General features: G+C 56.3%; 29 protein-coding genes. 6 read left to right on the forward strand and 23 right to left on the reverse strand.

Going from position 1 to position 23513, the window contains the following annotated elements; all coding sequences use genetic code 11:
* Position 1: 1 nt before the first annotated feature.
* From rplE to rpmC, 5 genes are all read right to left on the reverse strand, one after another.
* On the reverse strand, positions 2–562 hold the full coding sequence (gene rplE, locus K3727_20935; protein ID UWQ91169.1) for a 50S ribosomal protein L5: 561 nt from the start codon (positions 560–562) through the stop codon (positions 2–4).
* Positions 555–866: a 50S ribosomal protein L24 gene (gene rplX, locus K3727_20940; GenBank protein UWQ91170.1), complete on the reverse strand. Its 312-nt coding sequence runs from the start codon at positions 864–866 to the stop codon at positions 555–557. Before rplX ends, rplE begins: the two co-directional genes overlap by 8 nt.
* Before the next feature lie 2 nt (positions 867–868).
* Complete coding sequence (gene rplN / locus K3727_20945; protein ID UWQ91171.1) at positions 869–1237, reverse strand: 50S ribosomal protein L14; 369 nt, start codon at positions 1235–1237, stop codon at positions 869–871.
* Between the two features lie 77 nt (positions 1238–1314).
* Positions 1315–1545 carry a 30S ribosomal protein S17 gene (gene rpsQ, locus K3727_20950; GenBank protein ID UWQ91172.1) on the reverse strand — a complete coding sequence of 77 codons (231 nt, stop codon included), beginning with the start codon at positions 1543–1545 and terminating at the stop codon, positions 1315–1317.
* A gap of 12 nt (positions 1546–1557) precedes the next feature.
* A complete protein-coding gene (gene rpmC, locus K3727_20955; protein ID UWQ91173.1) occupies positions 1558–1764 on the reverse strand; it encodes a 50S ribosomal protein L29 in 207 nt (68 codons plus the stop codon).
* Positions 1765–2110: 346 nt separating this feature from the next.
* On the opposite strand from rpmC, the gene K3727_20960 reads away from it, so the two are divergent.
* Positions 2111–2350 carry a (2Fe-2S)-binding protein gene (locus tag K3727_20960; protein ID UWQ91174.1) on the forward strand — a complete coding sequence of 80 codons (240 nt, stop codon included), beginning with the start codon at positions 2111–2113 and terminating at the stop codon, positions 2348–2350.
* 3 nt (positions 2351–2353) lie between these two features.
* Positions 2354–2839, forward strand: coding sequence for a bacterioferritin (gene bfr / locus K3727_20965; protein ID UWQ91175.1), 486 nt, complete (start codon positions 2354–2356; stop codon positions 2837–2839).
* Positions 2840–2930: 91 nt separating this feature from the next.
* On the opposite strand, the gene K3727_20970 is transcribed toward bfr, so the two are convergent.
* Positions 2931–3554, reverse strand: coding sequence for a 2OG-Fe(II) oxygenase family protein (locus tag K3727_20970; protein UWQ91176.1), 624 nt, complete (start codon positions 3552–3554; stop codon positions 2931–2933).
* A gap of 128 nt (positions 3555–3682) precedes the next feature.
* Here K3727_20970 and K3727_20975 point away from each other — a divergent pair, with 128 nt between their 5' ends.
* Positions 3683–4438 (forward strand): hypothetical protein, encoded by a 756-nt coding sequence (locus K3727_20975; protein UWQ91177.1) that lies wholly within the window; start codon positions 3683–3685, stop codon positions 4436–4438.
* A 71-nt stretch (positions 4439–4509) separates the two neighbouring features.
* Here K3727_20975 and rplP read toward each other — a convergent pair whose 3' ends face one another.
* The 6 genes from rplP to K3727_21005 all read right to left on the reverse strand — a co-directional run bounded on the left by rplP (position 4510) and on the right by K3727_21005 (position 7704).
* The gene (gene rplP / locus K3727_20980) at positions 4510–4923 is read right to left on the reverse strand and encodes a 50S ribosomal protein L16 (GenBank protein ID UWQ91178.1); all 414 of its coding nucleotides are present in this window, start codon (positions 4921–4923) and stop codon (positions 4510–4512) included.
* Positions 4924–4935: 12 nt separating this feature from the next.
* Complete coding sequence (gene rpsC, locus K3727_20985; GenBank protein ID UWQ91179.1) at positions 4936–5646, reverse strand: 30S ribosomal protein S3; 711 nt, start codon at positions 5644–5646, stop codon at positions 4936–4938.
* On the reverse strand, positions 5646–6026 hold the full coding sequence (gene rplV, locus K3727_20990) for a 50S ribosomal protein L22 (GenBank protein UWQ91180.1): 381 nt from the start codon (positions 6024–6026) through the stop codon (positions 5646–5648). Before rplV ends, rpsC begins: the two co-directional genes overlap by 1 nt.
* Positions 6027–6029: 3 nt before the next feature.
* Positions 6030–6308, reverse strand: a complete 279-nt coding sequence (rpsS, locus tag K3727_20995; GenBank protein ID UWQ91181.1) for a 30S ribosomal protein S19 — start codon at positions 6306–6308, stop codon at positions 6030–6032.
* A 3-nt stretch (positions 6309–6311) separates the two neighbouring features.
* Positions 6312–7154 (reverse strand): 50S ribosomal protein L2, encoded by an 843-nt coding sequence (rplB, locus tag K3727_21000; protein ID UWQ91182.1) that lies wholly within the window; start codon positions 7152–7154, stop codon positions 6312–6314.
* 286 nt (positions 7155–7440) lie between these two features.
* The gene (locus K3727_21005) at positions 7441–7704 is read right to left on the reverse strand and encodes a hypothetical protein (protein ID UWQ93487.1); all 264 of its coding nucleotides are present in this window, start codon (positions 7702–7704) and stop codon (positions 7441–7443) included.
* Between the two features lie 161 nt (positions 7705–7865).
* Here K3727_21005 and K3727_21010 point away from each other — a divergent pair, with 161 nt between their 5' ends.
* Complete coding sequence (locus tag K3727_21010) at positions 7866–8192, forward strand: hypothetical protein (protein UWQ91183.1); 327 nt, start codon at positions 7866–7868, stop codon at positions 8190–8192.
* A 676-nt stretch (positions 8193–8868) separates the two neighbouring features.
* Here K3727_21010 and K3727_21015 read toward each other — a convergent pair.
* The 9 genes from K3727_21015 to rpsL form a co-directional block, all read right to left on the reverse strand.
* Positions 8869–9165, reverse strand: a complete 297-nt coding sequence (locus K3727_21015) for a 50S ribosomal protein L23 (GenBank protein ID UWQ91184.1) — start codon at positions 9163–9165, stop codon at positions 8869–8871.
* Positions 9162–9779: a 50S ribosomal protein L4 gene (gene rplD, locus K3727_21020; GenBank protein UWQ91185.1), complete on the reverse strand. Its 618-nt coding sequence runs from the start codon at positions 9777–9779 to the stop codon at positions 9162–9164. Before rplD ends, K3727_21015 begins: the two co-directional genes overlap by 4 nt.
* Positions 9776–10501: a 50S ribosomal protein L3 gene (gene rplC, locus K3727_21025; protein ID UWQ93479.1), complete on the reverse strand. Its 726-nt coding sequence runs from the start codon at positions 10499–10501 to the stop codon at positions 9776–9778. Before rplC ends, rplD begins: the two co-directional genes overlap by 4 nt.
* Before the next feature lie 18 nt (positions 10502–10519).
* Complete coding sequence (gene rpsJ / locus K3727_21030) at positions 10520–10834, reverse strand: 30S ribosomal protein S10 (protein ID UWQ91186.1); 315 nt, start codon at positions 10832–10834, stop codon at positions 10520–10522.
* 234 nt (positions 10835–11068) lie between these two features.
* Positions 11069–11428 carry a hypothetical protein gene (locus K3727_21035; GenBank protein UWQ91187.1) on the reverse strand — a complete coding sequence of 120 codons (360 nt, stop codon included), beginning with the start codon at positions 11426–11428 and terminating at the stop codon, positions 11069–11071.
* A gap of 415 nt (positions 11429–11843) precedes the next feature.
* Entirely contained in the window at positions 11844–13019 is a 1176-nt protein-coding gene (gene tuf / locus K3727_21040; protein ID UWQ91188.1) for an elongation factor Tu, read from the reverse strand.
* Between the two features lie 87 nt (positions 13020–13106).
* Positions 13107–15224, reverse strand: a complete 2118-nt coding sequence (gene fusA / locus K3727_21045; protein UWQ91189.1) for an elongation factor G — start codon at positions 15222–15224, stop codon at positions 13107–13109.
* Positions 15225–15242: 18 nt separating this feature from the next.
* Entirely contained in the window at positions 15243–15713 is a 471-nt protein-coding gene (rpsG, locus tag K3727_21050) for a 30S ribosomal protein S7 (GenBank protein UWQ91190.1), read from the reverse strand.
* 15 nt (positions 15714–15728) lie between these two features.
* Positions 15729–16100, reverse strand: a complete 372-nt coding sequence (gene rpsL, locus K3727_21055; protein ID UWQ91191.1) for a 30S ribosomal protein S12 — start codon at positions 16098–16100, stop codon at positions 15729–15731.
* A gap of 400 nt (positions 16101–16500) precedes the next feature.
* On the opposite strand from rpsL, the gene K3727_21060 reads away from it, so the two are divergent.
* Together K3727_21060 and K3727_21065 are read left to right on the forward strand one after the other, a co-directional pair.
* Entirely contained in the window at positions 16501–17316 is an 816-nt protein-coding gene (locus K3727_21060; GenBank protein UWQ91192.1) for a putative rhamnosyl transferase, read from the forward strand.
* A 2-nt stretch (positions 17317–17318) separates the two neighbouring features.
* The gene (locus K3727_21065; protein UWQ91193.1) at positions 17319–18152 is read left to right on the forward strand and encodes a putative rhamnosyl transferase; all 834 of its coding nucleotides are present in this window, start codon (positions 17319–17321) and stop codon (positions 18150–18152) included.
* On the opposite strand, the gene K3727_21070 is transcribed toward K3727_21065, so the two are convergent.
* Both K3727_21070 and rpoC read right to left on the reverse strand, forming a co-directional pair.
* Positions 18120–18986 carry a DMT family transporter gene (locus K3727_21070; GenBank protein UWQ93480.1) on the reverse strand — a complete coding sequence of 289 codons (867 nt, stop codon included), beginning with the start codon at positions 18984–18986 and terminating at the stop codon, positions 18120–18122. The genes K3727_21065 and K3727_21070 overlap by 33 nt on opposite strands.
* A 210-nt stretch (positions 18987–19196) precedes the next feature.
* A complete protein-coding gene (gene rpoC, locus K3727_21075; GenBank protein ID UWQ91194.1) occupies positions 19197–23438 on the reverse strand; it encodes a DNA-directed RNA polymerase subunit beta' in 4242 nt (1413 codons plus the stop codon).
* Between the last annotated feature and the right edge of the window lie 75 nt (positions 23439–23513).

Raw genomic sequence — 23513 nt, forward strand, 5'->3', positions numbered from 1 at the left:
CTTAAGCGTTGAACGGCATGTTGAAAGCTTTCAACAGGCTCTTGGCTTCCGCGTCGGTGTTCGCGGTGGTGGCAATTACGATGTCCAAGCCCCAAGGCTCGTCGATCTTGTCGAAATCGATTTCCGGAAACACGATGTGCTCTTTCAGACCCATGGCAAAGTTGCCACGGCCGTCAAAGCTCGGTTTGACACCACGGAAGTCACGCACGCGCGGCAGCGCGACGGTGATCAGGCGGTCCAGGAAGTCGTACATGCGGTCGCCGCGCAGGGTCACTTTCGCACCCATCGGCATACCTTCGCGAACCCGGAAACCAGCGATCGAATTCTTGGCGATCGTGGTCAGAGCTTTTTGGCCCGCGATCAGAGTCAGATCACCCTGGGCGGATTTGGCTTTCTTGCTGTCTTTGACAGCCGCGCGGCCACAACCAATGTTCAGAACGATCTTTTCCAGCTTGGGCAGCTGCATGTCGTTCTTATAGCCGAATTCCTCTTTCATGGCAGCACAGATGCTGTCCTTGTAGACGGTCTTCAGGCGCGGGGTGTAGGTTGCAGAATCAAGCATCGATCACGTCCCCTGTGGTCTTGGCGAAACGAACCTTCTTGTCACCTTCCATACGGAAGCCAACGCGGGTTGCTTTGCCGTTTGCGTCCAGCATTGCCAGGTTCGACAGTTCGATCGGCAGGGCCTTGGGCAGGCGACCGCCCTGATCTGTCTGGGTCTGACGGGTGTGACGGATGGCCATGTTCACGCCATCTACAACAGCTTTGCCGGCTTTGGGGTCAACAGAGGAAATGGTACCCTCTTTGCCTTTGTCCTTGCCGGCCAGCACGACGACCTTGTCGCCTTTGCGGAGTTTAGCAGCCATGATTACAGCACCTCCGGAGCGAGCGAGATGATCTTCATGAAGTTCTTGGCGCGCAATTCACGAACAACCGGGCCAAAGATACGGGTACCAACCGGCTCGTTGTTGTTGTTCAGGATGACGGCGGCGTTGCGATCGAAACGGATCGCTGTGCCATCTTCGCGACGGACTTCTTTTGCGGTGCGAACGACGACGGCCTTGCGGACATCACCTTTCTTCACGCGACCGCGTGGAATGGCTTCCTTGACCGAGACGACGATGATGTCGCCTACGGATGCGTATTTACGCTTGGAACCACCCAGGACCTTGATGCACTGAACTCGGCGAGCGCCGGAGTTGTCAGCGACATCCAGATTGGTCTGCATCTGGATCATGTGGTTTCTCCCGACCTGTGGGGGCTGGTCTTGTTAAATCCCCCAGGGTTTCGACTAAGTCGAAAGGATCTGAAAGCTTAGGCTTCCAGAACCTCCCAACGTTTCGTTTTCGAGCGCGGCGCACATTCGATGATGCGTACGGAATCGCCGACCTTGAAAGCGTTCTTTTCATCGTGAGCCCGGTACTTCTTGGACTTACGGATGGTTTTCTTCAGAACAGGGTGTGTGAAACGACGTTCAACCGAAACTGTTACGGTCTGGGCGTTGGCGTCGCTTGTCACGGTGCCGGAGAGGATACGTTTGGGCATACTTCAGGCTCCTTATTCTTCAGAAGCTGCTTCAGCAGCTTTTTGGTTCAGAATGGTCTTCACACGGGCAGCTTCGCGGCGAGCCGCTTTGATGCCTGCAGTGTTTTCCAGCTGTCCGGTGGCCTGTTGAAAGCGCAGGTTAAAGCTTGCTTTCTTCAGGTTGGTGAGCTCCTGACGAAGCTCGTCCGCCGATTTGGCGCGCAGTTCTTGGGCGTTCATCGCCTTTTCCTTTTCTCAAAACACCAGAAGGCCCCTGCAATAGGGTCACCTTTGACCTGGTGGATGAATGACAAACATACGAATCCCTTCAACAGAAGGAATCCGCAGGATGACGCTCTATAGGGGAGGATCGGCATGGGGGCAAGGGAAAGTTTCCCTATCCTCAAAGCTCTACAAAATAAGGGCTTCGACCCATAGCGTTTGGAACTGCATTCCTCAGTTTTTCCAGAGAAGTCTGCCCGGCACAGCCAAGGCAGTTCACGCCCCCCCTTTACCCGACAAATTAAATCAGGATTGACAACATTTCGACGACAAGATACCAAACCAAAAAAGTCAGGTAAGTGAAATGATCGTCTGTAGCTGCCAAACCATCAGTGACAAGGACATCCATGCCGCCATCAACTGGATGCGGGCGTCGGATAAAAGCACCATCATCACCCCCGGCAAAATCTACCATGCGCTCGGCAAAACCCCCGAGTGCGGCGGCTGCATGAAGCTTTTTGTTGCATCCATGCGGTCGAATTCTAATCTGGAAGTTCCATTCGAGCTTCGTGGATTGAAAGCCAAACAACAAAATTGGAGATGACGCATGAAGGGTGACAAGAAAGTCATCGAATACCTGAACAAGGCGTTACGTGTTGAGCTAACAGCCGTCAGCCAGTTCTGGTTGCACTATCGTCTGCAAAAGGACTGGGGCTATGGCAAGCTGGCTAAAAAGATGCGCGAAGAAAGCATCGAAGAGATGGAGCATGCCGACAAGCTGATCGACCGCATCATCTTTCTGGAAGGTCATCCAAACCTACAGACGCTGGACCCGCTTCGGATTGGAGAAAACGTCCGCGAAACCCTGACCTGTGATCTTGCAGCTGAGATGGAAGCCGTCTCGCTTTATGCCGAAGCCCGAAAATATTGCTCGGACGTGGGGGACTATGCCTCGATGCATCTGTTCGAAGAGCTTATCCTGGACGAACAGGGGCACGTCGACTTCCTCGAGACCCAGATCGGGTTGCTGGACGAAATCGGCGCGGCAAACTATGGCCAACTCAATGCCGACCCCGCAGATCAGGCGGACTGACCTGAGCCGATCAACTCAGATACCTGGCAAAAACGAAAAAGCCCTCCCGGATCATTCGAGAGGGCTTTGTCAATTCAGATGGCGCGGCAGGTCAACCCCAACTGTAGTTGAAACTCACCGAAATCCGCTCGTCTTCGTCTGCCATGTTCAGCGGTACTTCGTGACGCAACCAGCTTTCCCACAACAGGACATCCCCCACATCGGGGGCCAAATAGATGAACGGCTGCAACTTGCGTCGGGCGTCTTTCTTGCGCGCTGGTGCGGCCATCATCCGGGCGGACCGCGGGTCCTCCAGCTTGAGCGCGCTGGCTCCCTTGGGCATCGACACATAGGTGGTGCCGCTGATCACTGAATGCGGGTGGATGTGGCTGGCGTGGGTGCCGCCCGGGGGCAGGATGTTGATCCACAGGTCTTCCAGCTTCAACTTGCGACCATCCAGATCAAACTCCAGATCCTTGGCAAAGGCGGCGACATGTTTGTCCAACACCTTGACCAGATCCGCAAACACCGGGAACCGCCACGGCAAATCCGTCAGCGACGCATAGGACGTATAGCCAGGATATCCGTTTGCCTCGGACCAGGCCTGGCCTGCTTCGTCATCTTCGGCGATGACCAAACAGGAATTTTCCAATTCATCCGCATCGATCTTGGGCCGGTATTCCGACAATGATGCGCGATAGAGACGGGTTACAAAGAGAGATTCGATCTGTGCCATGGGCCGGGTGTAGCGCAGGAGAGCGCCAAGCGCGAGAGCGACATTTGCACCTGCGTCGCCTTTTCCTTTTCCTCCTCTCTGTCCTGCTGCACAGTTGGCCGCAAGCATCACAATCAGGGATACGGGCCATGCAGACCAGCAAAACAGACCAGATCCGGGCATTGCTGAAGAGCATCGAAACCGGAGACCCCGGCCCCATCGCCGTCGTGAACCAATCCAAATACATTCAGCACAACCCCCAGACCCATGAGGGCAGCGAAGGGTTGGAGGCGCTGTTCAAACGCCTGTCGCTGACCAACCCGCGGGTCAATGTCGTCCGCGCGTTCGAGGATGGGAATTTCGTGTTTGGCCACACCGAATATGATTTCTCCAGCCAGCGCATCGGGTTCGAGGTGTTTCGCTATGACGGGGATCAGGTGGTCGAACATTGGGACAATATCCAGGCCCGCAAGGGTCCGAATGGCAGCGGACACAGTATGGTGAACGGCCCGACCGATGCCGGGGACCTGAACCGGACCGAAGAAAATCGCGCTTTGGTCGCCGCGTTTGTTCAACAGATTCTGATCCGACGGGATCACACCCACATGGATGACTATTTCCAAGAGGACCAACTGATCCAACACGATCACGCGCTCTCGGACGGAGCAGATGCCCTCCTGGCCAGCCTGACATCCCAGACAACTGCCAAACTATATGAAAAATGCCACCGGGTTCTCGCCTGCGGGAGTTTTGTTCTGGCTGTCTGCGAAGGCCGTCAGCAAGGACGCCACAGTTCGTTCTACGAGATGTTCCGGATCGAAAACGGCAAGCTCGTCGAGCATTGGAACACTGTGGAAACCGTTCCACCCCGCGAGCTTTGGAAGAATGACAACGGTAAATTCTGAAAAGACTCCGAAAAAGCAAAAAGCCCCCGCCGATTTCTCGACGGGGGCTTTTGGTTGTCTCAAGACCGGAGTTACCAGTCTTCGCGAACCACGACGCGGGTTTTGACCGGGAGTTTCATCGCGGCAAGGCGCAGGGCCTCGCGTGCGATGTCTTCCGATACACCGTCGATTTCGAACATCACGCGGCCAGGTTTGACCTTGGCTGCCCAATAATCCACGGAACCTTTACCTTTACCCATACGGACTTCGGTTGGCTTCGAGGTTACCGGGGTATCCGGGAAGATCCGGATCCAAACACGGCCCTGACGCTTCATGTGACGCGTCATGGCACGACGTGCGGCTTCGATTTGACGGGCGGTTACCCGCTCGGGCTGGGTCGCTTTCAGACCGAATGAACCGAAGTTCAGGTCCGAACCGCCTTTTGCCAGGCCTTTGATCCGGCCTTTGTGCATCTTGCGGAATTTAGTACGCTTTGGCTGAAGCATGTGATCTTCTCCTTAGCGACGACCGCCACCAGCACCACGAGGTGCAGGGCCGTCCTGGAGTTCCTGTGCTTTACGGTCACGTGCCGCAGGATCGTGTTCCATGATCTCGCCTTTGAAGATCCAGACCTTGATCCCGATGATCCCATAAGGGGTCATCGCTTCGGCAGGTGCGTAATCGATGTCCGCGCGCAGTGTGTGCAGAGGCACACGGCCTTCACGGTACCATTCGGTACGGGCGATTTCAGCGCCACCCAGACGACCAGCAACGTTCACCCGGATACCCAGGGCACCCATACGCATGGCGTTCTGAACAGCACGTTTCATCGCGCGACGGAACGATACACGACGTTCCAGCTGCTGTGCGATGGACTCACCAACCAGAGCAGCGTCCAGTTCCGGCTTGCGGACTTCGACGATGTTCAGGTGCAGTTCGCTGTCGGTCAAACGGCCAAGTTTCTTGCGCAGACCTTCGATGTCTGCACCTTTCTTGCCGATGATGACACCGGGACGTGCAGTGTGGATCGTGACGCGGCACTTTTTGTGCGGACGTTCGATGATCACACGCGCGATACCGGCCTGCTTGCACTCGGTCTTGATGAACTCACGGATTTTCAGATCTTCCAGCAGGAGATCACCGTAGTCCTTGGTGTCGGCGTACCAGCGGCTGTCCCAGGTGCGGTTGACCTGAAGGCGCATGCCGATCGGATTGACTTTATGACCCATTAGGCTTGCTCCTCAACTTGACGCACCGTGATGGTGATCTCCGAAAACGGCTTCAGGATCTTGCCAAACCGGCCACGGGCCCGAGGGCGACCGCGCTTCATGACCATATTCTTGCCAACATAAGCCTCGGACACGATCAGTTCATCGACGTCCAGGTTATGGTTGTTTTCGGCGTTCGCGATGGCGGACTGAAGGCATTTCTTCACGTCCTGAGCGACCCGTTTGTTCGAGAAAGTCAGATCGGTCAAAGCACGATCAACTTTCTTGCCACGGATCATCTGAGCCACCAGGTTCAGTTTCTGCGGGCTGGTACGGAGCATGCGCGTTTTCGCCATTGCTTCGTTTTCAGCCACGCGGCGGGGGTTCTTTGCCTTGCCCATGACTTACTTCCGTTTCGCTTTTTTGTCAGCCGCGTGACCATAATAGGTACGAGTTGGCGAATATTCACCAAACTTCTGACCGATCATGTCTTCGGTGACGTTGACTGGGATGTGCTTCTTGCCGTTGTAGACACCAAACGTCAGGCCCACGAACTGGGGCAGAATGGTGGAACGACGAGACCAAATCTTGATGACTTCGTTGCGGCCCGAATCCTTCGCAGCTTCGGCTTTTTTCAGCACGTAAGCGTCGACAAAGGGGCCTTTCCAAACAGAGCGAGACATATATTAACGCCCCTTCTTCTTGGCGTGCCGCGAGCGGATGATCAGCTTGCTGGACGCTTTGTTCTTGTTGCGGGTGCGTGCACCCTTGGTCGGCTTACCCCATGGGGTCACCGGGTGACGACCACCCGAAGTCCGGCCTTCACCACCACCGTGGGGGTGATCGATCGGGTTCATGACCACACCACGAACCGACGGACGCACACCTTTGTGGCGCATACGACCGGCTTTACCGTAGTTCTGGTTGGAGTTGTCGGGGTTGGACACGGCACCAACGGTGGCCATGCATTCCTGACGGACCAAGCGCAGTTCACCCGAGCTCAGGCGGATCTGGGCGTAACCGCCGTCACGACCAACGAACTGAGCATATGTACCGGCTGCACGGGCGATCTGGCCGCCTTTGCCGGGCTTCATTTCGATGTTGTGAACGATGGTACCGATCGGCATGCCCGAGAATGGCATTGCGTTACCAGGCTTGATGTCGGCCTTGGCGGATGCCACGACTTTGTCACCAACTGCCAAACGCTGCGGAGCCAGGATATAGGCCTGTTCCCCGTCGGTGTATTTGACCAATGCGATGAAGGCGGTCCGGTTCGGGTCATATTCGATCCGTTCAACGGTTGCCGCAACATCAAATTTGTTCCGTTTGAAGTCAACGATACGGTAAAGGCGTTTCGCCCCACCACCGCGGCGACGCGATGTAATCCGTCCGGTGTTGTTCCGGCCACCCGATTTCGTCAGACCCTCGGTGAGGGATTTGACGGGGCGTCCTTTCCAGAGCTCCGAACGGTCGATCAGCACCAGCCCGCGCTGGCCCGGCGTCGTCGGCTTATACGACTTAAGTGCCATGCTTTCTGTCTTCCGTTTAGCGTGCCAGACCTTAGGTTGTTGTCTTTGGTCCGGCTATGTTTAAGGCCCCCGAAGGTGCCCGATGATATAGGGCCCCGAAGGTCCCCGATTCGCAAAAATCAAGAGCCCCGGAACGAATCCGAGGCCTCAAGATTGGTGGCATTTAGCAGGGATGAGAGGGGCTGTCTATAGAACGGCGTCAGAATCTTGGGTTCGTCAACAGGTATCGATGGCACGCGCTTTTCGACTCAGTCAAACACTGCCAGATCTAGCGGGTCTTCCCCCATCACTTCTTGTCGCGTGCTGCCTTTTCTTCTTTGGTGAGCTTGTTGTTCCAAACATTGTTGCTCAACCCCAACTCGGCCGGCTGAGGCTTGGTTTTACCAACACTGACCCGGCCTCCTTTTTCAAGGAACTCCCGAATTAATGCGTCATCCGTGGTTTCTTTGGGGACATGTTTCATACGGATCAGCCTAACGGGCCTTTGCGCGCGAGGCAACGGTACCCGTACAATCGGAAACAGGGCCAGATCAGCGTCCACTTGGTCCATGCGATTGGTTTCCCGAACATGCCCATTGTTCTGCAAAACTGATGTCAAATTGGAAAACGTGATCTCCTGGGCCCTGACGTCAGCGCTTCATTCGCTATGCCCATGTTGAAAAATGTCGTACACTCACCGGCATTATCCTATCCATTAAAACAGGACCTCCGATGAAACGCATTCTGACACTTCCCGCCGTTTGCCTCACGCTGGCGACGCTGCCGGCCGTGGCCAGCGCCTGCCCCTGGGGCGGTGGTGCCTTCAAATTCAGCGAGCACGGTATTTATGGTGATTTCACCGTCAATGGCGGTTGCACTGAAATGGTCTGGGATCGCCTGAGCGATGGCCCGGAAACCGCTGCATTGGAACGCACGAAATATGGCTGGAAGGGCTCGTTGGAAAAGGCGGACGTCGAGTTGCTGGAAGACGGCGAACACCTGCGACTGACCGGCCACGGCGGCCCGACCCGTCAATTTCCGGTCAAGCGCACCCAATAAATCCTGCTGCCAGAACCAAAAAACACCATGCTGGACAGGAGCGCAGCCAATTGCGGCGATGCGTATTATTCCAATCCAAGGAGTTTCCAGCATGGTTCATACGCCAAAACACTTGGGGTTTTCCGACACATCAGCTTGAGGTCCGACTTTCGTTTGCACCAGACGGGTTGAGCCCAAGACTTCTGTCTTCCAGCTTCCAGGCACCGTAATGCCGTTAGGATCGCAACCCAGTATTGTCTGCTAACCCAGCCGTTCGCCTCAAGGGCAAGACGACTGGACAGATCCTTCAAAGCCGACAACGTCGTCTGGTTGTTCATGCCACGTAACCACCGACTGACGCGGCAACCACCAAGATTGGCGTGTGGTGGGTTGTCGAGAAGTTCCTGTGTGCCACGCGCCCCATGGTTTCCTCATCGCCCACGAAAGTGCCGACAGTTTCCCTGGATAGCCAGCGCCGGCCTCAGCCAGACATCTCATAGCCAACAGACTGGCCGCGATGCCGCCTTTGACGTCGGCGTTGCCCAACCCATTGGCTTTGTCGCAGTCCAGCTCACCCTGGGGCGCGCGTCCAAGAGACCGCGCCAACTACAGCCAAGATCGTCGGACCGACCAGGCCAAGCAACAAAAAAGGCCCCCGCTTGCGCGAGGGCCTTTGATCTTGGCAAAAGCCGATCAATCAGAGTCCGGTGGACACGTCGATGGTGTTGCCCTCTTCCAGGGTTACATAGGCTTTCTTGACGTCTTTGCGACGACCCAGCTGGCCGCGGAACCGCTTGACCTTGCCTTTGGTGATCGTGGTGTTGACGGCTTTGACCTTCACACCAAAGAGGCTTTCAACAGCTTCTTTGATCTGGGGTTTGTTGCTGTCGATGGCCACTTCAAACACAACCGCACCGTTTTCCGACGCCATGGTCGATTTCTCGGTGATGATCGGCTTGCGGATCACGTCGTAATGTTCTGCCTTCGCGCTCATTTCAGACGAGCCTCCAGTGCTTCGATCCCCGCTTTGGTGATCACCAGGGTGTCACGCTTGAGGATGTCATAAACATTTGCACCCATCGTCGGCAGGATATCCAGACCTTCGATGTTGCGCGATGCGTTCAGGAAGCCTTCGTTGACCGCGGCACCGTCGATGACCAGAGCGCGTTTCCAGCCCAGGTTTGCAACCTGTTTGGCCAGAGCGGCAGTCTTGCCTTCTGCGGCAGCGTTTTCGATCACAACCAGCTCACCAGCTGCCATTTTGGCAGACAGAGCATGGCGCAGACCCAGCTTGCGGAACTTTTTGGTCAGCTCGTGACCGTGCGACCGCACAACGGGGCCTTTGTAAACACCACCACCACGGAAGATCGGTGCCGAACGGGCGCCGTGGCGTGCGCCACCGGTACCTTTTTGGCGATAGATCTTCTTGGTCGAGTATTTGACTTCCGAACGGGTCTTGACCTTGTGGGTACCGGCCTGTGCGTTGTTACGCTGCCAACGGACCACACGGTGCAGGATGTCCGCACGTGGCTCCAGACCAAACAGGTCTGCGTTCAGCTCGATGTCGCCGGCTTTGGAGCCGTCCAGATTGATCACATCAAGTTTCATGCTTCACCACCTTCCGCAGGGGCTTCTTCGGCCGGGGCCTCAGATGCAGCAGCTTTCAGACCAGCCGGGAACGGCAGACCTTCGGGCGCTTTCTTCTTCACGGCATCCTTCACGGTAACCCAGCCACCTTTGGAACCAGGTACGGCACCTTTGATGAACACCAGACCACGGTCGGCGTCGGTTTTGACGACTTCCAGGTTCTGAGTGGTCACGCGGGCAGCACCCATGTGGCCGGCCATTTTCTTGCCTTTGAACACCTTGCCGGGGTCCTGACACTGACCAGTCGAACCATGCGAACGGTGCGAGATCGACACACCGTGCGAGGCGCGCAGACCACCAAAGTTCCAGCGCTTCATTGCGCCAGCAAAACCTTTACCGATCGAAGTACCCGAAACGTCAACCTTCTGACCTTCGAGGAAGTGTTCGGCCGAGATTTCGGCACCCACTTCGATCAGGGCATCTTCGGAAACGCGGAATTCGACCAGTTTGCGTTTGGGGGCAACATTCGCAGCTGCGAAGTGACCACGCATGGCTTGGCTGGTGCGTTTTGCTTTGGCAGAGCCAGCGCCGAGCTGAACAGCTGTATAGCCGTCTTTGTCTTCGGTACGCTGAGCAACGACCTGCAAACCATCCAGATGAAGAACAGTCACAGGAATCTGCTTGCCGTCTTCTTTGAACAGCCGGGTCATGCCGACTTTCTTTGCGATAATACCAGAGCGCATATTCATTACCCTCCGATCTTACGATTGCAGCTTGATTTCGACGTCCACACCAGCGGCCAGGTCGAGCTTCATCAGCGCGTCCACGGTCTGGGGGGTCGGATCAACGATGTCGAGCAGACGCTTGTGCGTCCGGATTTCGAACTGATCGCGGGATTTCTTGTCAACGTGGGGACCACGCAGAACAGTGAATTTCTCGATCTTGTTCGGCAGCGGGATGGGGCCGCGTACAGTGGCACCGGTCCGCTTGGCAGTGTTGACGATCTCTTGTGTGCTGGCATCCAGTACACGATAGTCAAATGCCTTGAGCCGAATACGGATATTTTGGCTTTGCATTCAAAACAGCCTTTTATCTTAGGCGTCGAGGTTGAGAGGAGGGCCGGCGCTCATCGCAAACCCTCATCGAACCCAAAAGGCGGGAATCACCCCGCCCTCGTGTCGCAACTGCGAACTTGCGCGCTATACGCCTGTTAGCTGCGTCTGGCAAGAGTATATGTGTAATCCGGACCTGATGCTCGCCGAAAGCGCGATCAAGACAGATCAACAGGCGCTCGCCTCTCGGAATTGATCTTACTTGAGCAAATCACCGACGATCCCAACAGCGTCAACCACGGTCGACAGATCTTTCGAAACTTCCAAAATTTCATCATCCACCCGAATATAGCGATTGCCATTTCCAGGAGACTTGAGCTTCCATTTCGATAGGTCATCAATATTCACATAGTTCAGGTCACTCGGAAGCTTTGCCCCCCGAGTGTAGCGTTTGATCTGCCCGGGAGGGATCGTCTTTGCACCCTTGCCAGGTTTGCCTTCTACCTTAACTTTCTTTCCTTTGGGTTTTCCGCCCTTGTCTTTGGCCGCCGCAACGTCGGCCAAACCGAACGCCAAGCAGAAAGAAAGAATGGAAATCAACGCTGCAAAATATCTCAAAACGAACTCCCGCCATTTGCCTAACACCCATGTGACGCTGAAGAGCACATCGGTGTGGTTCCAAGCCTAGGTGCCTTACGTCCGTGCGTCAAATTTTCCAGCAAATGCAGAGAAGGCACCTGAATGTCTCAGCACGCAAAGCCAGTTTGCTTTTGCTAGCCCACACATTAGGTACAACCGCTTGCGCGCTGAGACCTCGGGAACTGTCTCTTTAGGCGAGACACCATTTTGGATTGAAGACTGCCGACTGTTTTGACCTGCAACAGGTGCCAAAACGCCTTGTCCAATAGAAAAAAGGCCGCTCCGGGTTGGAGCGGCCTTCTTTTGGTGTTCACCGGTGTGGCGCTTGGCAGGTTTTCCCGGAAGGGAAAACCGCCTGTTGCCACTGGCCAGAGTTTTCTGCGAAAACTCGGCCTTACTCAGTGATTTTGGACACGACGCCAGCACCAACGGTGCGGCCGCCTTCGCGGATGGCGAAACGCAGACCGTTTTCCATCGCGATCGGGGCGATCAGTTCAACGTCGAACTTCAGGTTGTCGCCAGGCATAACCATTTCGGTGCCTTCGGGCAGGGTCACGGTCCCGGTCACGTCGGTGGTCCGGAAGTAGAACTGCGGACGGTAGTTCGCAAAGAACGGGGTGTGACGACCGCCTTCTTCCTTGGTCAGGATATAGGCTTCGGCTTCGAATTTGGTGTGCGGCTGAACCGATTTCGGAGCACACAGAACCTGGCCACGCTCAACACCGTCACGGTCGATACCGCGCAGCAGGGCGCCGATGTTGTCGCCGGCTTCACCGCGATCCAGCAGCTTGCGGAACATTTCAACACCGGTACAGGTGGTGGTTTTAGTGTCGCGGATACCAACGATTTCGATGCTGTCGCCAACATTGATCACGCCACGTTCCACACGACCGGTCACAACAGTACCACGACCCGAGATCGAGAACACGTCTTCGACCGGCATCAGGAACGGCTGGTCAACAGCACGCGCCGGAGTCGGGATGTATTCGTCGACAGCAGCCATCAGCTTCTTGATGGATTCTTCGCCGATTTCAGGGTTGTTGCCTTCCATCGCGGCCAGAGCCGAACCAGGGATGACGGGGATGTCATCGCCGGGGTAGTCATACGAAGACAGCAGCTCGCGGATTTCCATTTCCACCAGTTCCAGCAGCTCTTCGTCGTCAACCTGGTCAACTTTGTTCATGTAGACGACCATGTGCGGGATGCCAACCTGGCGGCCCAGCAGGATGTGTTCGCGGGTCTGGGGCATCGGGCCGTCAGCTGCGTTCACAACCAGGATCGCGCCGTCCATCTGGGCAGCACCGGTGATCATGTTCTTGACGTAGTCGGCGTGGCCGGGGCAGTCAACGTGGGCATAGTGACGTGTTTCAGTCTCATATTCCACGTGCGCGGTCGAGATGGTGATCCCGCGCGCTTTTTCTTCCGGTGCGCCATCGATCTGGTCGTAGGCTTTGAAGTCACCAAAGTATTTGGTGATCGCTGCGGTCAGCGTGGTCTTGCCGTGGTCAACGTGGCCAATGGTGCCGATGTTGACGTGCGGCTTGTTACGCTCAAACTTTTCCTTTGCCATGGTAAGGCTCCTTTTGTCTTTCAAACGGTGCGTGCAAGCACGCACCCTACGGGGTGGTAGGGTGCGTGGTTTCCCACGCACCGTGGATTATGCGTACTTCGACTGGATCTCTTCCGAGATGTTCTGCGGTACCGGATCGTAGTGATCAAACTGCATGCTGAACTGGGCACGGCCCGAGCTCATCGAACGCAGTGTGTTGATGTAGCCGAACATGTTGGCCAGAGGCACAAAGCTGTCGATCGCAATCGCGTTGCCGCGTGGCTCCTGACCTGTCACCTGTCCCCGACGCGAAGTCAGGTCGCCGATGATCCCGCCGGTGTATTCTTCCGGTGTGATCACTTCGACCTTCATGATCGGTTCCAGCAGTTTCGCACCGGCTTTGCGCATGCCTTCACGCATGCCCATACGGGCGGCAATTTCAAAGGCCAGAACGCTCGAGTCCACATCGTGGAACTTACCGTCGATCAGAGCAACCTTGAAGTCGATCACGGGGAAGCCGGCCAGAGGGCCGCTGTCCATGACCGAGTTGATGCCTTTTTCAACGCCCGGGATGTATTCCTTGGGCACAGCACCACCAACGATGCGGGATTCAAACGAATACCCTTCGCCAGGTTCAGTCGGCGAGATGATCATCTTCACCTCGGCGTACTGACCCGAACCACCCGACTGTTTCTTGTGGGTGTAGGTGTGCTCGACCTCGTGACCAATGGTCTCGCGATAAGCAACCTGAGGGGCACCGATGTTGGCTTCGACCTTGAATTCACGCTTCAGGCGATCAACCAGGATGTCCAGGTGAAGTTCGCCCATGCCCTTCATGATGGTCTGACCCGACTCAATGTCGGTTTCAACACGGAAGGAGGGATCCTCGGCAGCCAGACGCTGCAGACCCTGAGACATTTTCTCCTGGTCGGCTTTGGTCTTGGGCTCAACCGCGATCTCGATCACCGGATCAGGGAAGGTCATGGTTTCCAGAACCACAGGATCGTTGACGGCGCAGAGCGTGTCACCGGTTGTGGTGTCTTTCAGACCTGCCAGCGCAATGATGTCGCCCGCGAACGCTTCCGTGATTTCCTCACGGTTGTTCGAATGCATCATCATCATACGACCGATACGCTCTTTACGACCTTTGGTCGAATTGAGCAGCGTGTCGCCCTTGGACAGAGTACCCGAATAGATGCGGGTAAAGGTCAGCGAACCAACAAAGGGGTCGTTCATGATTTTGAACGCCAGGCCCGAGAACGCCATCTCGTCATCCGCACGGCGCGGAATGTCACGAACTTCGTCTTCATCGCCAGGTTTGAAACCCATGTAATCGACAACGTCCAGCGGGCTGGGCAGATAGTCGATCACAGCGTTGAGCAGGGGCTGAACGCCTTTGTTTTTGAACGCAGAACCGCCCAGAACCGGAACAAAAGCCATTTCCAGCGTCCCTTTGCGCAGCAGTTTGCGCAAAGTTGGGACGTCGGGCTCTTCACCTTCCAGGTAGGCCATCATCGCGTCGTCGTCCATTTCGACGGCCGCTTCGACCATTTTTCCGCGCCATTCGGTTGCCATGTCCTGCAGGCTTTCGCGGATCGGTGCTTTGATCCACGACGCGCCAAGGTCTTCGCCCTGCCACAGCCATTCTTCCATGGTGACCAGATCAACCAGGCCCTCCAGCTCGGTTTCTGCGCCAATCGGAACACCAACCGGGATCGCAACAGCGCCGGTCCGGTCTTCGATCATGTTGACACAGTTAAAGAAGTCGGCGCCGATCTTGTCCATCTTGTTGACGAACACCATACGCGGAACCTTGTAGCGGTCAGCCTGACGCCACACGGTTTCGGTCTGGGGTTCAACACCAGCATTGGCGTCCAGAACACAGACTGCACCGTCGAGAACCGCCAGCGAACGTTCGACTTCGATGGTGAAGTCAACGTGGCCGGGGGTGTCGATGATGTTCAGACGGTGTTTGGGCGTGTCGGCGGTCTGACCGTCTTCGGTGCGTTCCCAAAAAGTGGTGGTCGCAGCCGATGTGATGGTGATGCCGCGTTCCTGTTCCTGCTCCATCCAGTCCATGGTGGCCGCACCGTCGTGCACCTCACCAATGTTGTGGGATTTGCCGGTGTAATACAGGATGCGTTCCGAGCAGGTGGTTTTACCTGCATCGATGTGCGCCATGATACCGAAGTTACGGTAATGTTCGAGTGTATAGTCGCGTGCCATAGGTCTGGATCCTCTGGATTACCAACGATAATGGCTAAAGGCTTTGTTTGCCTCGGCCATCTTGTGGGTGTCTTCGCGTTTCTTCACAGCGGTCCCACGGGACTGAACAGCGTCCAGCAGCTCGCCGGCAAGGCGCTCTTCCATGGTGTTTTCGTTGCGCTTGCGCGATGCGGTGATCAACCAGCGGATGGCCAGGGCTTCGCGACGCTCGGGGCGCACTTCGACCGGAACCTGATAGGTTGCACCACCCACACGGCGCGAACGAACTTCGACCGAAGGTTTGATGTTGTCCAGCGCTTCGTGGAAGACTTCGACGGGGGCGCGTTTGATCTTGTTTTCAACGCGATCAAGAGCGTTGTAAACGATGCTTTCTGCGACCGATTTCTTACCATCGATCATCAGGTTGTTCATGAATTTAGACAGAACGCGATCGCCATATTTGGCGTCGGGCAGAATTTCGCGTTTTTCGGCGGCGTGACGACGTGACATCTAAGCCTCTCCTTCTTACTTGGGACGCTTGGCGCCGTACTTCGAACGACGTTGCTTACGGTCTTTGACGCCCTGGGTATCCAGAACACCACGCAGGATGTGGTAACGGACACCCGGAAGGTCTTTTACTCGACCACCGCGGATCAGAACCACAGAGTGCTCCTGAAGGTTGTGGCTTTCACCCGGGATATAGGAAATCACTTCGAAACCGTTGGTCAGGCGAACCTTGGCCACTTTCCGCATAGCGGAGTTCGGTTTCTTAGGTGTGGTGGTGTACACGCGTGTGCAAACGCCGCGCTTTTGCGGGCATTCCTGCAGGTGCATGGACTTCGAGCGTTTCACTTTCGGCTGCCGCGGTTTGCGGATCAGCTGTTGGATCGTTGGCATTCCGGTTTTTTCCCCGTTTCCAAACTCACATTCGTGCACGTCGAGACGTGCGGCTCATATTCTGCTGCGCTGGTGCGTCCACAAGCGCAAAATCCGCGACGTTCCCATTCCGAGGTGAACGACGCGGTGGGTTATCAGCGGATCGGGACAGCAAAATCGTCCTGGATCTTGACCACTCAAGTATAGAAATCGACTGTTGGGGCGACCCCCGGCTGTCGAGATAGGCGCGCGTATATGGGGAGTCGCGCCCGCTGTCAACAGCCAGCCCCGGTTCCGGGTGGGCATTCCCGGCTCATGACGTGAAAGTCGCACCGGTTTAAACCGTTTGCCGTCCGTGCCTTGTTCGGTGGCGGTGGACCGGGCATAGTCGCGCAAACGAATATTCCACCAAGGCGTTCATATGCAAGTCATCGGATTATGCCGGTTTTCCTATCCCGCCATTGGCGGTTTTCAGGTTGAACATGATGCGATCCAGGATCGAATTCGTTACCTTTACGGTGCCCAAAGGATCGAAGAGCGGTTTCGCTTGTTCGAAACCTTTGCCCTGCCCTGTCTAAAGGAACAAACCGATCCTGATTTCACAATGGTACTGGTCATCGGGGACCAGATGCCACGGGAACATGTGCAGCGATTGATGGACCTGACATCCGGGATGAAACAGATACGCATCGAGGCGCATCCACCCCGCAATCATCGCGAAATCATGAAAGAGATCCTAAATCGCGCACGAATAAACCCGTCTGATCCCTGCCTGCAGTTCCGCTTTGACGATGACGACGCAATCTCAGTCGATTTTGTGGAACGGCTTCGCCAGACTGCGGTCGCCTGCCAGGGGTTGCTGGACCAGAACCGCACCGTTGCCATCGACTTCAACAAAGGATTCGTTGCCGAAGTTCAGGGGCACTCTCTTGTCGCGACACAAATTCTGCGCCCCTATTACACTGCGGCTCTGGGCATGTATGCCGCCGGCGGATGCGCGCGGACCATCATGAATTTTGCGCATCAAAAGATTCACCATCACATGCCCACCATAACCATGGCAGATGCGCCCATGTGGGTTCGCACGCACAATGGCTATAACGACTCGCGCCAAGGCAAGGTCAAGCATTTCGACATGACCCCACTCACGCGCGAACAGGAATCAGAATTCCAGGCTCGATTTGCCCTGGACGTCGATCTGATCCGGCAAACTTTTTCTTCTGACAGAGAAGGCTGATCATGCAAATTCTGGGACTCTGCCGGTTTTCCTACCTCGGGCGCGGTGGGTTCAAGGTTGACCACAAGACATTGGAAGAGCGGCACAGCTTCCTATACGATCCACAGCGGATGGACGAACGCCTGCGGCTGTTCGAGGCCATCACCTTGCCCTCCATCATAGGGCAAACGGACCCGGATTTCACCCTGATCGTTGTGACCGGCGAGACAATGCCAGCCCCTTATGTTGAACGATTGAACGCCCTGGTTCAGGGTATTCCACAAATCCGGATCTGCCCTTACCCACCTGGCCGCCATCGCAACGTCATGGCACGTGCCTTTCACGAGGCGACCGATAACACAGATATTGAACCCTGCCTGCAATTCCGCCTGGACGATGACGACGCCATGGGATGCCGGTTTGTCGAACGGTTCCGTGAAACCGCCTGGGACCTCCAGAGCCTGTGGTCAAAACATGATCGGATCGCAGTAGACTTCAACACAGGTTATGTGTTTCGCGCCGACATCAACGGTGTCTCGATCTGGCCTTACAAATACCAATACAGCGCCATCGCGCTTGGCATGATCGTTCAACCCGGTTGCACCGACACAATCATGAGCCACGGCCACCACAAACTGTGGACGACGATGCCGACCATGACCTTGACCGACGAAGACATGATGATGCGCGGGCACAACGACTTCAATGATTCACGGCTGAAAACCGGGGGAAACACGTTCGACTACCAGCCCCTGACGGCGGACCAGGAACTGTACTTCAAGAACACCTTCAATATCGACAATGCCAACGTACGCGAGATCTTTTCACGCCCCCCGCCTGAGCCGCTCGCGATATAGGGTGAACACGCCTGTCGACACAACCAGCAGCGCCCCCAACAACGTCACATTGTCCGGCCAATCTGCAAAAATCAGCCACCCCAGCAACAACGCCCAGATCAGGCCAGTATAACGGAACGGGCTGGTAAAGGAGACGTCCCCCACCCGCATGACCAGAACACTGAAGAGATAGCCGCCAAGGATCAGAAAACCTGCGACGGACAGGATCACAACCTGCCCTGTATCGACCGATTGCCAGGGCGTTCCCACCGACGCAAGCCCGGCGCAGACAGTGACCAGAGTGGATGTTAGCAATGTCACCGTCAACGACGGGACAGAGGATGACATGCCCCGCGAACACAGGTCGCGCACGGTGATGCAGGCAACGGCCAACAGGACATAGACCCCGCCATGCGAAAACCCTTCGGGGCCTGGGCGAATGATCAGCAAAACGCCAACGAACCCGATCAGAATAGCTCCCAACCGCCGCCAACCGACCGCCTCACGAAAAACCAGCGCCGCACCCAAAGTCACGGTCAACGGCAAGGCCTGAAGCACGGCCGTGACATTGGCAATGGGCATCACGAGCAAGGCCGTGAGAAAAAAGTAGGTTGTAAAGATTTCGGATACACTGCGTAGCCCCACCAGGGCCCAGTCCCGCCGAGAAAAATCAAACCGCAGCTTTCCCAGATACCGCGCCAGTGCATAGATAAGAGCGGTCGCCAGAATGCCGCGCATTGCAATGATCTGAAACAGGGGCAGATCCTGACCGATCACCTTCACCAACGCATCATTGAACGTGAAACACGCCATGCTGGCAATCATCAGCAAAGCGCCGCGGATATTGTCGGTCAAATTGGGCATCGGATTCCTGCGGGTGTTCAATCCAGGCGACCTTAGTCGCGGCCCGGGTCTGGGCCAAGCGGTGAAACCGAAAAGATGGTCAATCTCTGGCGTGCGAAAACGGCAAAACCACCGCTGTTCAGGATCGCGGCCCCTGGACCTGTATTGCACAAAAAAAAGCCCCCGACATGCGGGGGCCTTTTCGAATTTATTTGACGTGGATCAATCGCGGCTTTCGGGCGTATCGACCATGTTGCTGAACGTATCGTCGATGATATCGCCATCCATCACCGGAGCAGCCAGCGCGGCCGCTGCTTCGGCTTCTTCGCGACGGGCTTCGACCACCACGTTGTCGCGATCCTGGGCGATACGGCGCACGCGCTGAGTTGCGCCACCGGTACCGGCCGGGATCAGACGTCCCACGATGACGTTCTCTTTCAGGCCAACCAACTTGTCGCGTTTGCCCTGAACCGAAGCTTCGGTCAGAACTCGCGTGGTTTCCTGGAACGACGCCGCCGAGATGAACGAACGGGTCTGCAACGAAGCCTTGGTGATCCCCAGCAGGATCGGCTCGCCCTGTGCCGGACGACCACCTTTGGAGATCGCCTTTTCACAGGCCGCGTCGAATTCCTGTTTGTCGACGTGTTCGCCCTTCAACAGGGTGGTGTCGCCGCTGTCCTGGATTTCCCATTTCTGCAACATCTGGCGCACGATCACTTCGATGTGCTTGTCGTTGATCTTCACGCCCTGCAAACGATACACGTCCTGCACTTCGTCAATCATGTAGTTTGCCAGCGCTTCGACACCCATGATCGACAGGATGTCATGCGGCGCCGGGTTGCCGTCCATGATGTAATCGCCCTTTTGCACAAAGTCGCCTTCCTGCACCGGGATGTGCTTGCCCTTGGGCACCATGTATTCGACTGGATCCCGCCCTTCCTCGACCGGGTCGATCGAGATACGCCGCTTGTTCTTGTAGTCGCGGCCAAAGCGCACGTGACCATCAACTTCAGCGATGATTGCGTGATCTTTCGGACGACGGGCTTCGAACAGTTCGGCAACACGCGGCAGACCACCGGTGATGTCCTTGGTCTTGGCACCTTCACGCGGGATACGCGCAACGACGTCACCGGCCTGAATCTCCTGACCGTCTTCGATCGACAGGATGGCATCCACGGACATCGGGTAATGCACCGGGTGGCCCAGGCTGTTGCGCACCGGTTCACCGTCTTCACCAACCAGGATGATTTCCGGTTTCAGATCATTGCCCTTGGGTGCCGCACGCCAGTCGATCACGATCTTCTGGGTCATCCCGGTCGCATCGTCGGTTTCGTCGCGAACGGCGATCCCCGACACCAGGTCGACGAATTTCGCGGTACCCGGCTTCTCTGCGATGATCGGCAGAGTGTAGGGATCCCATTCGTACAGCTTGTCACCGCGACCAATCTTCTGGCCTTCCTTGACGAACATCTTGGAACCATAGCCCAGCTTGTGGCTGGAGCGTTCCTCGCCGTGCTCATCGCGGATGATCAGCTTCATGTTGCGGCCCATGACCATGGTGTCGCCCTGAGCGTTGTCCAGAACATTGGGGTTCTCGAACTCGATCACACCTTCCTGGCTGGCTTCCTGGAATGACTGCTGGCCACCCTGGGCAACCCCACCAATGTGGAAGGTCCGCATGGTCAGCTGTGTACCAGGTTCACCGATCGACTGTGCCGCAATGATACCCACGGCTTCGCCAGTGTTCACCATTGTACCACGTGCCAAGTCGCGACCATAACACATGGCGCAGACGCCCTCTTCGGCCTCACAGGTCAAAGGCGAACGGATACGCGCGGTGGGGACACCGGCCTCTTCGATCGCATCGGCCATCCGTTCATCGATCAACTGACCCAGGGCCACGATGATCTGCTCTGTGCCCGGCTTTTTGATGTCCTCGGCCGCGACACGACCCAGGATACGCTCAGAGATAGACGAAACGACTTCGCCATCATTGACCGCCGCTTCGGCTGTGATCGCACGATCGGTTCCACAGTCACGGGCCCGCACGATGCAGTCCTGTGCCACGTCCACCAGACGACGGGTCAGATACCCCGAGTTCGCAGTTTTCAACGCCGTATCCGACAGACCCTTACGGGCACCGTGGGTCGAGTTGAAGTACTCAAGAACGGTCAGACCTTCCTTAAAGTTCGAGATGATCGGCGTTTCGATGATGTCGCCGTTCGGCTTGGCCATCAGACCACGCATCCCGCCCAGCTGTTTCATCTGCGTGACCGAGCCACGCGCACCAGAGTGAGCCATCATGTAGACCGAATTCGGCTCCATGACTGCGCCGTTCTCGTCGCGTTTATCGGCCGAGATCGTGCCCATCATCGCATCGGTGACGCGGTCGTTACACTTGGACCAGGCATCAACAACTTTGTTGTACTTTTCGCCCTGAGTGATCAGGCCGTCCATGTACTGCTGTTCGAAATCTTTCACCTGGTCGCGGGTTTCGTCCACGATGCCCCATTTGTCGTCCGGGATCACCATGTCGTCCTTGCCAAAGGAAATGCCGGCCTTGAACGCTTCGCGGAAACCCATGGTCATGATCTGGTCACAGAAGATGACCGACTCTTTCTGACCACAGTAACGATACACTGTGTCGATGACCTGCTGCACTTCCTTCTTCCGCAGAAGACGGTTCACCAACGCAAACGGAGCTTTGACGTTCTTTGGCAGCAAGCTGCCCAGACGCACCCGACCTGGCGTGGTTTCAAAGCGATCAAACACTTCGTTGCCTTCTTCGTCGATCTGGGTGATCCGCGCGGTGATCTTGGTGTGCAGGTGCACTTCACCGGCGTCCAGCGCGTGCTGAACTTCGTCGATGGACCCAAAGACCTTGCCTTCGCCAACCATGCCTTCGCGTTCCAGGGTCAGATAGTAGAGACCCAGAATCATATCCTGCGACGGAACAATGATCGGCGCGCCGTTTGCAGGCGACAGAACGTTGTTGGTGGACATCATCAGAACACGTGCTTCCAGCTGGGCCTCAAGGCTCAGCGGGACGTGAACAGCCATCTGGTCACCGTCAAAGTCAGCGTTGAACGCCGAACAGACCAGCGGGTGCAGCTGGATGGCCTTGCCTTCGATCAGCGTGGGTTCAAATGCCTGGATGCCCAAACGGTGCAGCGTCGGCGCGCGGTTCAGCATGACGGGGTGTTCGCGGATGACTTCATCCAGGATGTCCCAAACTTCGGGACGTTCCTTTTCCACCAGCTTCTTGGCCTGTTTCACGGTGCTGGACAGGCCTTTGGCCTCCAGACGCGAATAGATGAACGGCTTGAACAGCTCGAGCGCCATCTTCTTGGGCAGACCACATTGGTGCAGCTTCAGCTCCGGACCGGTCACAATGACCGAACGACCGGAAAAGTCGACGCGTTTACCCAAAAGGTTCTGACGGAAGCGGCCCTGCTTGCCTTTCAGCATGTCGGACAGCGATTTCAACGGACGCTTGTTGGCACCGGTGATCACGCGACCGCGGCGGCCGTTGTCAAACAGCGCATCCACAGATTCCTGCAGCATCCGCTTTTCGTTGCGCACGATGATGTCAGGCGCACGCAGTTCGATCAGACGCTTCAGACGGTTGTTCCGGTTGATCACACGACGATACAGATCGTTCAGATCCGAGGTCGCAAACCGACCGCCGTCCAGCGGCACCAGCGGGCGCAGCTCTGGCGGGATCACGGGGATCACTGTCAGAACCATCCATTCCGGGCGGTTGCCGGATTCCAGGAAGCTCTCGACCACTTTCAGGCGCTTGATGATCTTCTTGGGCTTCAGTTCACCGGTGGCTTCCTTCAGATCGGCACGCAGCTGTTCGGCTTCGTTTTCCAGATCGATGGCGGCCAACATTTCACGGATCGCTTCGGCACCGATATTGGCCGTGAAAGCGTCCATGCCATAGGCGTCCTGGGCGTCCATGAACTCTTCTTCGGTCAACATCTGGCCATAGGTCAGATCGGTCAGACCGGGTTCGATCACCACATAGTTTTCGAAATACAGCACACGTTCCAGATCACGCAGGGTCATGTCCAGCATCAGGCCGATGCGCGATGGCAGCGACTTGAGGAACCAGATATGGGCGCAAGGCGCGGCCAGTTCGATGTGACCCATGCGTTCGCGACGCACTTTTTGCAGCGTGACTTCGACACCGCATTTTTCGCAGACAACGCCGCGATATTTCATGCGCTTGTATTTGCCGCACAGGCATTCATAATCTTTGATCGGGCCAAAGATACGCGCGCAGAACAGACCGTCACGTTCGGGTTTGAACGTCCGGTAGTTGATGGTTTCCGGCTTTTTGATCTCACCGTAAGACCACGACAGGATCCGCTCGGGCGATGCGAGAGATACTTTGATCTCATCAAACATCTTTTGCGATGCGAGCGGGTTGAACGGGTTGTTCGTCAGTTCCTGGTTCATTTTGATACCTCAAATTCGTGCGGAAGGGGGGAGAGGTGAGCGGAAACTTTCAAAGTTTCCGCCCAAGAATTTTTG

The organism is Rhodobacteraceae bacterium M382 (assembly GCA_025141015.1).
GTDB lineage: Bacteria > Pseudomonadota > Alphaproteobacteria > Rhodobacterales > Rhodobacteraceae > Aliisedimentitalea > Aliisedimentitalea scapharcae.